At 69.2% G+C, this 11810-nt stretch carries 12 protein-coding genes and 1 pseudogene; 7 read left to right on the top strand and 6 right to left on the bottom strand.

All coding sequences use genetic code 11. The features are described 5' to 3' along the window. Positions 1–85 precede the first annotated feature (85 nt). The gene (locus V5F53_RS13140; RefSeq protein WP_393997897.1) at positions 86–553 is read right to left on the bottom strand and encodes a MarR family winged helix-turn-helix transcriptional regulator; all 468 of its coding nucleotides are present in this window, start codon (positions 551–553) and stop codon (positions 86–88) included. Positions 554–647: 94 nt separating this feature from the next. Here V5F53_RS13140 and V5F53_RS13135 point away from each other — a divergent pair, with 94 nt between their 5' ends. From V5F53_RS13135 to V5F53_RS13125, 3 genes are all read left to right on the top strand, one after another. Further along, entirely contained in the window at positions 648–1544 is an 897-nt protein-coding gene (locus V5F53_RS13135) for a methyltransferase domain-containing protein (protein ID WP_393997898.1), read from the top strand. 109 nt (positions 1545–1653) lie between these two features. Beyond that, complete coding sequence (locus V5F53_RS13130) at positions 1654–2814, top strand: iron-containing alcohol dehydrogenase (protein ID WP_393997899.1); 1161 nt, start codon at positions 1654–1656, stop codon at positions 2812–2814. 49 nt (positions 2815–2863) lie between these two features. Beyond that, positions 2864–3328 (top strand): acyl-CoA thioesterase, encoded by a 465-nt coding sequence (locus V5F53_RS13125; protein WP_393997900.1) that lies wholly within the window; start codon positions 2864–2866, stop codon positions 3326–3328. Positions 3329–3703: 375 nt separating this feature from the next. On the opposite strand, the gene phbB is transcribed toward V5F53_RS13125, so the two are convergent. Both phbB and V5F53_RS13115 read right to left on the bottom strand, forming a co-directional pair. Then, complete coding sequence (gene phbB, locus V5F53_RS13120) at positions 3704–4426, bottom strand: acetoacetyl-CoA reductase (RefSeq protein ID WP_393997901.1); 723 nt, start codon at positions 4424–4426, stop codon at positions 3704–3706. 162 nt (positions 4427–4588) lie between these two features. Beyond that, the gene (locus V5F53_RS13115) at positions 4589–5767 is read right to left on the bottom strand and encodes an acetyl-CoA C-acetyltransferase (protein WP_393997902.1); all 1179 of its coding nucleotides are present in this window, start codon (positions 5765–5767) and stop codon (positions 4589–4591) included. A gap of 304 nt (positions 5768–6071) precedes the next feature. Here V5F53_RS13115 and phaR point away from each other — a divergent pair. Beyond that, positions 6072–6701 (top strand): annotated as a pseudogene (phaR, locus tag V5F53_RS13110) (polyhydroxyalkanoate synthesis repressor PhaR); the annotation flags it as partial. 323 nt (positions 6702–7024) lie between these two features. Here the strand turns inward: phaR and V5F53_RS13105 are convergent. Both V5F53_RS13105 and rpmF read right to left on the bottom strand, forming a co-directional pair. Then, positions 7025–7429 carry a hypothetical protein gene (locus tag V5F53_RS13105; protein WP_393997903.1) on the bottom strand — a complete coding sequence of 135 codons (405 nt, stop codon included), beginning with the start codon at positions 7427–7429 and terminating at the stop codon, positions 7025–7027. Between the two features lie 290 nt (positions 7430–7719). Further along, positions 7720–7905: a 50S ribosomal protein L32 gene (gene rpmF / locus V5F53_RS13100; protein ID WP_393997904.1), complete on the bottom strand. Its 186-nt coding sequence runs from the start codon at positions 7903–7905 to the stop codon at positions 7720–7722. A gap of 293 nt (positions 7906–8198) precedes the next feature. On the opposite strand from rpmF, the gene V5F53_RS13095 reads away from it, so the two are divergent. Further along, positions 8199–9128: a peptidylprolyl isomerase gene (locus V5F53_RS13095; protein ID WP_393997905.1), complete on the top strand. Its 930-nt coding sequence runs from the start codon at positions 8199–8201 to the stop codon at positions 9126–9128. A 108-nt stretch (positions 9129–9236) separates the two neighbouring features. Here the strand turns inward: V5F53_RS13095 and V5F53_RS13090 are convergent, their stop codons facing one another. Then, positions 9237–9656, bottom strand: a complete 420-nt coding sequence (locus V5F53_RS13090) for a hypothetical protein (protein ID WP_393997906.1) — start codon at positions 9654–9656, stop codon at positions 9237–9239. A 482-nt stretch (positions 9657–10138) separates the two neighbouring features. Here V5F53_RS13090 and argJ point away from each other — a divergent pair, with 482 nt between their 5' ends. Continuing rightward, entirely contained in the window at positions 10139–11380 is a 1242-nt protein-coding gene (gene argJ / locus V5F53_RS13085) for a bifunctional glutamate N-acetyltransferase/amino-acid acetyltransferase ArgJ (RefSeq protein WP_393997907.1), read from the top strand. Then, on the top strand, positions 11377–11781 hold the full coding sequence (locus tag V5F53_RS13080; RefSeq protein WP_393997908.1) for a (deoxy)nucleoside triphosphate pyrophosphohydrolase: 405 nt from the start codon (positions 11377–11379) through the stop codon (positions 11779–11781). Before argJ ends, V5F53_RS13080 begins: the two co-directional genes overlap by 4 nt. Positions 11782–11810: the final 29 nt, after the last annotated feature.

The raw sequence follows: 11810 nt of genomic DNA, 5'->3' as shown, positions 1-11810 counted from the left end.
GTGCGGCCGGTGCGCCTGTGAGGGGCGCCTGGCGTCCCGCCGCACCCCACCCGGGTGGCTTGAACGGGCGGGACTGAAGCGGCGCTCAGGTTGCATCTTGTGCGCGCGCCGTCAGGGCCGCGCGCACATGGTGGAGCACGTCCGCCGCCTGTTCCAGCGCGGGTGGGCCGAGCAAGGCGGCGAGGGCGTCGGCGAGGGGCGCCCAGCAGACGCTGGCGGCCGCGAAGGCCACTTTTCCCTCGGGCGTGAGCTGCACCAGCTTGGCCCGCTTGTGGTGCGGATTGGGCGCGAAGCCGACCAGGCCCTGGGCGCAGAGGTCGTCCACCACCCGCTGAACCGATTGGCGGGTGAGCCCCATGTTGCGGGCGATGCCGGCCGTCGGCAGCGCCTCGCCGGCATCGGCGATGGCGCCCAGCACCTGCCAGCGGGCGCTGGTGAGATGGAGCGGCGCCACCAGGGCGTCGCCGGTGGCGATGAGGGCGCCGTTGAGCCGGAAGACCTCCAGCGCCAGGCGGCTGGCAGGGTGCAGGAAGGGATCGAAGGTGGCGTTCATATCGACAGTGTGATGTCATGTCGACAGTTTATTGTCAAATATGGGGCGGCTGGGATCGGCGTGCATTGGGGGTGGGAACGGCCTATAGGGGGGCATGAGCCAGACTCCCCTTGTGTTTGATCGTGCCCTCCAGAGGCAGCGGCTGGCGCGCGCCGCGCGCCTGGGGCCGGAGACCTTTCTGTTGGACCGGGTGGCGGAGGATCTCGCCGACCGGCTGGGCGCGGTGAAGCGGCGCTTCGCCACCGCGCTCGATCTCGGCACGCCCACCGATGCGCTGACCCGGGCGCTGGCGGGGCATCCGGCGGTGGACCGCCTGTTCGCTGCCGCGCCGCTGGCGCGGGGCCTGGGCGCGCGCGGGCCGGCGGTGGTGGCGGACGAGGAGGCGCTGCCATTCGCGCCCGCCTCCCTCGATCTGGTGGTGTCGGCCCTGGCGCTGCAGGGCGTGAACGATCTGCCCGGGCTGCTGGCGCAGGCGCGCCGGGCGCTTCGGCCGGATGGCCTGTTCCTCGCCGGCTTCGTCGGCGGTTCCAGCCTCACCGAGCTGCGGCAGGCCTTCGCCATCGCCGAGAGCGAGACCACCGGCGGCCTCTCCCCGCGCGTGGCGCCGTTCGCCGATGTGCGCGATCTCGGCGGGCTGCTTCAGCGCGCCGGCTTCGCCCTGCCGGTGGCCGATGCCGACCGTATCGTGGTGCGTTATTCCTCGCCGTTCACGCTGTTCTCGGAACTGCGCCGCATGGGTGCCGCCAATGCGCTGGTGGAGCGCCGCCGGGTGCCGTTGCGCCGGGACACGCTGCTGCGCGCGGCCGAGGTCTACGCCACGCGCTTTGCCGATCCGGATGGACGACTGCGCGCGACGTTCGACATCGTCTGGCTGTCGGGCTGGGCGCCCCACGAGAGCCAGCAGAAGCCGCTGGCGCCCGGTTCCGCGCGCATGCGTCTCGCCGACGCGCTCGGCGCCCCGCCGCCGAAGGCCGGGGAGAGCGGGGCCTGACCTGTCCGTGATGCCGGTGTTCTGAACGCTCCGGCGCCGCCGCAGCCTTGACGGCGGACGGCAAAGGCGCAGCATCCCCCCTCAGGTTGGATGCGGGGGTGGAGGGGCCATGTCCGGATTCGTTTTCAACACACCGGCGCATATCGTGTGCGCCGCCGGCGCGGCGGGGCAGGCCGGGGAGCAATTCCGTGCCGCCGGTGTCCGTCGCGCGCTGGTGGTGACCGACGACGGGGTCGCCCGTGCCGGCGGGCTCGCCCTCGTTCTCGATGCGCTACGGTCGGCGGGTGTGGCCCATCGGGTGTTTCAGGACGTGCCGCGCGATCCCGGACCGGAGACGGCCACCGCCGCCGCGGCCGCCGCCGTGGAGATGGAGGCGCAAGGCGTGCTCGGCCTCGGCGGCGGCTCGGTGCTGGATGTGGCGAAGCTCGCCGCCCTGCTGGCCACCGGCCGCGACGCGCTGTCCGAGATCTATGGGGTCGGTCTCGCGAGCGGGCCGCGCCTGCCGCTGATTCTGGCGCCGACCCTCGCCGGCAGCGGCGCCGAGGTGACACCGCTGGCGCTGCTGGTGGCCGCCGGCGAGAAGAAGGCGGTGGTGGCGTCCAGCCTGTTGCCGGACGTGGCGCTGCTGGACGTGGACATGACGCTGACGGCGCCGCCGGCCGAGACCGCCGCCGCCGGCGCCGGCGCCGTGGCGCTGGCGGTGGAGGCCTTCACGTCGGTGCATGCCAATGCCAATCCCCTGTCACGGGCGCTGGCCGAGGGCGCCCTGGGGCTGCTGGCCTGGGCGCTGCCGCTGGCGGTGCTGGAGAGCACCGACCGGCGGGCGCGGCAGGCCCTGTTGTCGGCTTCGATGATGGTCGGGCAGGCGTTCGCCAACGCGCCGGCGGGTGCCGCGCATGCTTTGGCCTATCCTCTGTGCGCGCGCCATCGGCTGCCGGCGGGCCTCGCCTCGGCGCTGATGCTGCCCCATGTGGTGCGCTTCAACCTGCCGGTGGCGGCGCACGCTTACACCGGCCTCATGGCGCGGCTGTTTCCGGAAGCCCCGGTGGCGGGCGCTTCGGCGGTGACGGGCGAGGCCTTCGCCGCGCGGCTGGGCGGCTTCCTGACGGCGATCGGCCTGCCCGATTCGCTGAAGGCGGCCGGCGTGCCGCGCGAGGATCTGGCCGGGCTCGCCACCGCGGCGCAGCGGCAGACGCGCCTGCTTGTCAACAATCCGCGCCCGGTGTTGGCGCAGGACATCGCGGCACTCTACAAGGCGGCGTGGGAATGAAGCCTGGGGATGACGCGTGGCTGCCATCCCCGCAGCCGGGGAGGGGCTCATGAGCGGGACGACAGGCGGGACAGCAAAGCCGGTGGGGCGGGAGGAGCCATTCCTGCTGAAGGATTTTCCTCACACGCTGACGCTGAGCACCCGGTGGGCCGACGTGGACGTCTACGGCCATGTGAACAATGTGGTCTATTATTCCTATTTCGACACGGTGGTGAACGAGCATCTGATCGCCCACGGCGTGCTCGATCCGCAGACCACCCCGATCATCGGCTTGGTGGTGGAGACGCGCTGCACCTATTTCCGCTCGCTGACCTTTCCGGCACCGGTGACGGCGGCGATGCGGGTGGCGAAGCTCGGCTCCTCCTCGGTGCGCTACGAGATCGCGCTGTTCCAGGGGGATGACGAGCGGGCGGCGGCCCAGGGTCATTTCGTCCATGTCTATGTGGACCGCGCCACCCAGCGCCCGGCGCCGATTCCCGAGCCGGTCCGCCGGGTGCTGCTGCCCCTGGCCTGAGCGTCGGTCCTGCGCCGCGGCGATGCTGCCCCGGCCCGCGCGCTCATCTCCCGCTGCGCCGGTGGCATGAGGGCCGATGAGAGGGGCTCGACGACACGGGGCGACGACACGGAGCGACCATGAGACCATCGGCCCCGGTCTTCGACCGGTGCCAAGTGGGTCCGCTCAAGCGCCGCGCGGGCTTGACCAAAGGCCCATGAGTCACACTCATGGGCCTTTGGTATGAGACCTCATACCGTGCGCGAGGATCGTCGCGGCACGGTGGCGTGGCGAGAAGGGCGCGCCATTCGGGATGCTTGGTGAGGGCCTCATCCGCACAAAAAAAAGCCGGCCCGCGTGCGCGGGCCGGCTGCATTGAAGCCGCGTCGCCAGCGTTCAGCAGATGTACTGGGCGCCGTTGATGGTGAGCGTCGAGCCGGTGATGAAGGAGGCGCCGTCCGAGGCCAGGAACACCACGCCACGGGCGATGTCCTCCGGCTCGCCGAGGCGGCCGACCGGGATGGTGGCGACGATCTTGGCCAGCACGTCGGCGGGCACCGCGCGCACCATCTCGGTGCCGATGTAGCCGGGCGCGATGGCGTTGACGGTGATGCCGTATTTCGCGGTTTCCTGGGCCAGGGCCTTGACGAAGCCGATCTCACCGGCCTTGGCCGCCGAGTAGTTGGTCTGGCCGAACTGGCCTTTCTGCCCGTTGATGGACGAGATGCAGACGATGCGGCCGAACTTGCGCTCGCGCATGCCGTCGATGAGGTTGCGCGTCATGTTGAACGCGCTGGACAGGTTGGTGTTGATCACCGCGTTCCACTGCTCGATGGACATCTTGTGCAACGGCGCATCGCGGGTGATGCCGGCGTTGTTCACGAGCACCTCGACCGGCCCGACCTCGGCCTCGACCTTGGCGATGCCGTCCTTGCAGGCCTCGAAATTGGACACGTCCCACTTGAAGGCGGGAATGCCGGTCTTCTCGGTGAAGGCCTTGGCGGCTTCTTCATTGCCGGCGAAGTTCGCGGCGACCGTGAAACCGGCCTCCTTGAGCGCGATCGAAATGGCTTCCCCGATACCGCGAGTGCCACCCGTAACCAACGCGACGCGCGCCATAGCTCCCTCCATTCATGTTGGCTCGACCTAAAGAGTAAATTGGACATTCCGCAGCGGATCGAGCCACGCCCGGAGTATGTCTAAGCATGTGTTCCCAGGGTTGCGAGTGTCCCGGGCCGCGATTGAAGGTCGCGGCCCGGATCATTGCGCAAGAAACGACGGTCAATCCCGCTCGACGCACAGGGCAATGCCCATGCCGCCGCCGATGCACAGGGTGGCAAGGCCTTTTTTTGCATCCCGCTTCTGCATTTCATGCAGGAGAGTGACGAGAATACGGGTACCCGAGGCGCCGATGGGGTGGCCGATGGCGATGGCGCCGCCGTTGACGTTGACCTTGGAAGTATCCCAGCCGAGGCCCTTGTTGACGGCGATGGCCTGGGCGGCGAAGGCCTCGTTGGCCTCGATCAGGTCGAGGTCGGACGGCTTCCAGCCGGCCTTCTCCAGCGCCAGCTTGGAGGCCGGAATGGGGCCGGTGCCCATGACCGCGGGATCGACGCCGGCCTGCGCCCAGGAGACGATGCGCGCGAGCGGGGTCTTGCCCTCCGCCTTGGCCTTGGCGGCGCTCATGAGCACCACGGCGGCGGCGCCGTCGTTGATGCCGGAGGCGTTGCCGGCGGTCACGGTGCCGTCCTTGGCGAAGGCGGGCTTCAGCTTTTCCATGGCGTCGACGGTCGCGCCGGCGCGGATGTATTCGTCCTGGTCCACCACCACGTTGCCCTTGCGGGTGACGATGGTTACGGGGACGATCTCATCCTTGAACTTCCCGGCCTTCTGTGCCGCTTCCGCCTTGTTCTGGGAGGCGACGGCGAACTCGTCCTGCTCCTTGCGGGTGATCTGGAACTGCTTGGCCACGTTCTCGGCGGTCACGCCCATGTGGTAGCCGTTGAAGGCGTCCCACAGGCCGTCCTTGATCATGGTGTCCACGAATTCCAGGTTGCCCATGCGCTGGCCGTTGCGCAGGTGCGCGCCGTGCACCGACTGGCTCATGGATTCGTGGCCGCCGGCCACCACCACCTCGCTGTCGCCGTTGGCGATGGCCTGGGCGCCGAGCGCCACGGTGCGCAGGCCCGAGCCGCACACCTGATTCACGGTCCAGGCCGGGCTCTCGACCGGAAGGCCGGCCTTCACGGACGCCTGGCGGGCGGGATTCTGGCCCTGGGCGGCGGTGAGCACCTGGCCGAGAATGACCTCGCTCACGGCCTCGGCCGGGACGCCGGCGCGCTCCAGCACTTCCTTGATGACGATGGCGCCGAGCTCATGGGCGGGCAGTGGCGACAGGGCGCCGTTGAACGAGCCGACCGGGGTGCGCGCCGCGGCGACGATGACGACCTCGTCCTTCATGATTTTCTCCTGGGACTTCGAACAGGCGGGGGCGGCTTTGCGCCGCTTATGAATGCCGGCATTATATCGAGATCGGCCACGGCCATGTGTCAATGATGCATGTCATGGGAACTCGGATGCTGGCAAGTGCGACGTCCGGGTGAGACCGGTGTCGGAACCGAGGGTTGCGCGGGGTGGAGGCGCGCATGGCGGGGGATGTGGTTGCGGTGCACGCGCTTTGCGCGCGTTGCATATAATTTGGTAGCTATGGGGGTGAAAACGCCCTAACGTATCCACACCCCCAAGGAGATCGGATGACCGGACGATGGCAAAATCACAAGAGCCAGTCACCATCAAGAAATACGCCAACCGTCGCCTGTATAACACGGGGACGAGTACCTATGTGACCCTTGAAGACCTCGCCAACATGGTGAAGGAAGGTGAGGACTTCGTCGTTTTCGATGCCAAGAACGGCGAGGATATTACTCACTCGGTCTTGACGCAGATCATCTTCGAGCAGGAGAACAAGGGGCAAAATCTTTTGCCCATCGCCTTCCTGAGGCAGATCATCCGATTCTATGGCGATAGCATGCAGATGCTGGTGCCACGCTATCTGGAAGCCTCCATCGACAGCTTCACTAAGGATCAGGGCAAGTTTCGTGATCACGTGACCAAGAGCTTGACCGGCGGCGGCTTCGCCGGGCTGGACGATCATGTGCGGCGCAACATGGACATGTTCGAGCGCGCCTTCCACATCTTTCTGCCGTTCCCCAAGACCGACGAGGAGGAAGCGGGCGCCGCGCCTGCCGCCGACACCCCGGTGGATGCGGGCACGCCGATTCCGCAGGCCGCGTCCGCGCCGGTGGCCGCCCCGCCGCCCGGGTCCGGGCAGGGCGAGCTTGAGGCGCTGAAGCGGCAGATGGCCGAGATGCAGGCGAAGCTGGAGCAACTCGCGGTGCGGCCGGCCGAGCCCCCGGCTCCCGTGGTCCAGGCCCCGCCACCGGTCGAGACGCCTGTCCAGCCCTTCCAGCCGGCCCCGCAGGAGCCGCCGGCGCAGCCCGCGCCGTGGACCCCAGGGCCCGACGACACGACCCCGGGGGGCGACTTCGGCGGCAATCGCTGAACGCCCGCCCCGTGAGTTCGCGACGACCCATTCCGCGATGCGGGATGGGTCGTTTTCGTTTCGGCGCCGCGCTGGGGGCGTGGGTGGCTCAAGCCGCTGGCGGAAGGGGGATGGCGCGGTGTGCCCGGCGCGCGCCCATCTCCGGCGGCGCGGGATTATTGCGCGTCGGGACGGATGGCGAGATCGCGCTGGGCGACGCGGATCGATACGGAGAAGCCGGCGACCACGTCCAGCAGCATCACGCACAAGAGCAGCGCGAACACGGAGTTTCCGGCCTGCGGCACCAGCAGGAATTCGGCGAGACTCACCACGAACAGCAGGATGGACAACATGTGGTCCATCAGCGCGCGCGAGCTGATGCGGGTGGACTTGAGGATCTCGAAAAAGAGGAACAGCAGGCTGAGGGCGACGAACGCTTCCGCGAGCGTGATCTTCCACTGCGCGCCGGACAGCATCGAGACCACGGTCAGGACCGCGTCCCAGCGCAGGTCCGGGGTGAGGAAGGCGACGATGTTGAAGATCGCCAGCGGAATGATCAGCAGCGGCACGGGTGTCAGCATGGGTGCTCCTTCGGGCGGTCGCGCCGCGAGGCCGCGCCTTGGGCGCGCGGCGCGGGGGCCGGGAATCGGGGGCACCTTGCCCGATGGAGTCTCACCGTTCCGTTGCCGCGCGGCGGGCGCGGGCGTGTTTCCTGCCCATTTCAGCGCGTCCGAGCGGCGTCAGGCCGAGAAGGGAGCGCCGCCCGGCGGGGCCCGGACGTCATTCAGAGGGGCCCAAAATGAAACACCGCCGCGGCGCGGGGCCGCTGGCGGTGCATGTTGTCGGTGCCGATGGGAATCGGGCTTGGGGATCAGGCTTCCGCCTTGACCTTGAGAATCTGCCGGCCCTTGTACATGCCGGTCTTCAGGTCGACGTGGTGGGGGCGGCGCAGCTCGCCGGAATCCTTGTCTTCCACGTAGGTGGGCTGCTTCAGCGCGTCGGCCGAGCGGCGCATGCCACGGCGGGACGGCGAGGTTTTTCTCTTGGGAACGGCCATTGTCACAACTCCTGAAGACGAGACATCCGAAGACAGGTCTCGCCCACTGCGGCGGTTCGCGCGAGCCTTTGCGAAACCTCTTCATCACTTGAAGGCGCGCCTTATACAGGCTCTCTGGCCGGAGAGGAAGCCCCGGGCGGGTGCTTTGTGGTCGCGCGGCGTTCAGCGCGACGCCTCAACAATGCCCTCTTGTCAGTCAAGGAGAGCTGGGCAAGGGTGCGCCCGTTCTGGCGCGCGCCATCCGGGTGCGCGCCGTTCTGGGGGGCACCCCAATCCCCGAGGAAACCGGACCCATGAAGCGTTCCGTCCACACCGCCGCGCTCGCGGCTGCCTTTGCCTCGTCCGTCGCCCTTGTTTCTCTTGCCGGCCCGGCCATGGCCCAGGCGCCGGCGCCGGCGCCTGCGGCGGCTGCGGCTCCGGCCGACGCGGACCCGGTGGTGGCCACCGTCAACGGCACCCCGATCCGCGCCAGCGAGGTGGTGATCGCCGCCGAGGACATCGGCCCCGGCCTGCCGCCCCAGCTCCAGGGCGCCGCGCGCCAGGAATATGTGCTGTCCTTCCTCACCGACATGACCCTGCTGGCCGCCGCGGCCGAGGCCCAGAAGCTGGACCAGACGCCCGAGTTCAAGGCCCGCCTCGCCTATGCCCGCACCAAGGCGCTCATGGAGGCGCTGATGACCCAGGAGGCCAAGAAGGCGGTCTCCGAGGAGCTGAAGCGCAAGACTTACGAGGAGTTCGTCAAGTCCGCCCCCGCCGACGAGGAAGTGCACGCGCGCCATATCCTGGTGGATGACGAGGCCAAGGCCAAGGAGATCGCCAAGAAGGCCAAAGCCGGCGAGGATTTCGCCAAGCTCGCCAAGGACAATTCGAAGGACGGCGCCGATGACGGCGGCGACCTCGGCTATTTCACCAAGGACCAGATGGTGCCGGAGTTCGCGGAAGCCGCGTTCAAGCTGGACAAGGGCCAGGTGTCCGATCCGGTGAAGAGCCAGTTCGGCTGGCACGTCATCAAGATCGAGGACAAGCGCAAGAAGCCGGTGCCCACCTACGACCAGGTGGAAGGCCAGGTGGAACAGTATCTGGTGCGCAAGTCCCAGGCCGACATCGTCACCAAGCTGCGCGCCGACGCCAAGGTGGAAAAGACCGCCGCTGCGCCCGCTCCGGCGCCCGCCGCGCCTGCGGCCGCTCCGGCCGCCGCCCCCGCCGATCCGGCGAAGAAGTGACATCGGCGCATCGTCGGTGAAGGGGCGCTTCGGCGCCCCTTTTCTTTTGTCAGCGCCGTCCACGGGGGCGCCTGCCGATTCCCCCCGCCTGCGGCGCGGGACCTGCGGTCACATGTTGTCCAACTCCGCGCGCACGTCGGCGAGGAGGGCGTCGGCAGTCAGCAGCCGGTCGCCGGCCGGGTCGTGCACCACGGCGCCGAATCCCTTGGCCAGCGCCGCGCACACGCCGAGCGCGCTCACCTTCTCGCGGACGTCGCCGCTCCATTTGACGTCGAGCGCCACATCGCGCCCATCCAGGGCCGCCTTGAGGGTGGGCGCTGCGTCGAGGTCCGCCGCCACGTCGTGGAAGCGCAGGGTGAAGCCGGCGTCCTCCCCGTCCAGGGTGCAGGGCAGGTAGCCCGTGGATTTCAGCGGCACATAGCCGTCGTCGAGCGTGAGCTTCAGCTTCAGCGCGTCCAGGGCGGGTTGCAGCGCCGCGCGGGCGGGCACGTCGGAGCGATGGAGAAAAACGGTAAGGGCACGGGCCATGACGGCTCCTTTGGAAAATGGGGCCAGAAGGTGCAACAGGCTGCAGCAGCACAAGAACAGGCAGCGGTAGGGGAAAGGACGTCGCCTGCGGCAGGAGCCGCGACGCGACGCATCTGAAACGCCGCCACTCTAAGGCCCGCGCCGGGGCTGGGGAAAGGGGCCGGGCAGGGATGGCCCGGCGCCGGGCGCGGGTCGGGGGGCGCCAGGGTGCTTCGGTGCCACCCGCCAGGCGTTGCGCGCGTTGCGTGCCGGGTGGGGCGTGCGGGAGTGGCGGCGGGTCGCGCCTGCCATGCGCAATCGCCGGCCCGCGGCCCCTTGCCAGGGCCCGCCGGGTGCGGCACACGAAAGGCGCCGTGGGAGCCGGGCCGCCGAACGTCGGCGGGTCGCGGCTGCCGGGTTCCAGGGCCGCCGGCCCCAAACCTGATCGAAGGAGACCGCGTCGCGCCGTTCCGGCGGGGCCGGGTTCTTACGGGGATCGCCTCATGTCGTCGTCCGTCTCGCCTCTCGCGCCCCAGTTCGTGCCTCAGCTGCAGCCGGTGCCCGGCGTGCTTCTCACCACGGCGGCCGCCGGCATCCGTTACCAGGGGCGCACCGACGTTCTGCTGATGTCGTTCGCGCCCGGCACCACGGTGGCCGGCGTCACCACCCGCTCCCTGTGTCCCTCGGCTCCGGTGGAATGGTGCCGCGAGCTGCTGAAGAAGGGCAAGGCGCGGGCGCTGGTGGTCAATTCCGGCAATGCCAATGCCTTCACCGGCAAGACCGGCCGGGCTTCCACCGCGCTCACCGCCGAGATCGCCGCCGCGAAGCTGGGGTGCAAGCCGGGCGAGGTGTTCCTGGCCTCCACCGGCGTCATCGGCGAGCCGCTCGACGCCACCAAGTTCGAATCGGCGCTGACCGAGGCCGCCGCCCGGCTGGTGGACTACCCGTGGCTGGATGCGGCCCGCGCCATCATGACCACCGACACCTTCCCCAAGCTCGCCACGGCCCAGGTGCTGCTGGACGACGTGCCGGTGACCATCAACGGCATCGCCAAGGGCGCCGGCATGATCGCGCCCGACATGGCGACCATGCTGTCGTTCGTCTTCACCGACGCGCCCATCGCCGCGGATGTGCTGCAGAAGCTGTTGTCCAAGGGCGTGAAGGACAGTTTCAACGCCGTGACCATCGACGGCGACACCTCCACCTCCGACACCCTGCTGCTGTTCGCCACCGGCGTGGCCGAGGCGCGCGGCGCGCCGCGCATCAAGGACATCGATGATCCGCGCCTGAAGGCGTTCCGCCGGGCCCTGTTCGAGCTGCTGGGCGACCTGGCCGAGCAGGTGGCGCGCGACGGCGAGGGCGCGCGCAAGCTGCTGCGCGTCCATGTCCAGGGCGCGGTGTCCAAGAAGTCGGCGCGCCGCATCGCCATGTCCATCGCCAATTCGCCGTTGGTGAAGACGGCGGTGGCCGGAGAGGATGCCAACTGGGGCCGCGTGGTCATGGCCGTAGGCAAGGCCGGCGAGCCGGCCGACCGCGACCTGCTCTCCATCGCCTTCGGCGATATCCGCGTCGCCTTCGAGGGCGCGCGCGATCCCGGCTATGACGAGGCGGTGGTGTCCGCCTACATGAAGAACGCGGTGATCGATCTCACCGTGGATCTCGGCCTGGGGCGCGGCGCCGACCGGGTGCTGACGTGCGACCTGACCAAGGAATACGTGGCCATCAACGGGGATTATCGCTCGTGAAGCTCACCTTGGTGGTGGCCTGCGCTCTCATCGATGCCGACAACCGGGTGCTGGTGGCCCAGCGCCCGGAGGGCAAGGCCCTGGCCGGCCTGTGGGAGTTTCCCGGCGGCAAGATCGAGCCCGGCGAGCGCCCGGAACAGTGCCTCATCCGCGAGCTGGACGAGGAATTGGGCATCCAGGTGAAGGAGGCGTGCCTTGCCCCCCTCACCTTCGCCAGCCACGCCTATGAGGAATTCCACCTGCTGATGCCGTTGTGGATCTGCCGGCGCTGGGAGGGCGCGGTGACCCGCAAGGAGCACCAGGACCTGAAATGGGTGCGCCCGGGCCAGTTGCGCGACCTTGCCATGCCGCCGGCCGATGCACCGCTGATCCCGGCGCTGATCGACCTCCTGGGGCCCTGACCCCGGCACCTCTCGGCTCCCGTCATCGA

It is taken from the genome of Xanthobacter cornucopiae, from assembly GCF_043195065.2.
Classification (GTDB): domain Bacteria; phylum Pseudomonadota; class Alphaproteobacteria; order Rhizobiales; family Xanthobacteraceae; genus Xanthobacter.
Note: the sequence above shows the minus strand (reverse complement) of the source record. Positions and strands in the feature narration are given on the sequence as shown.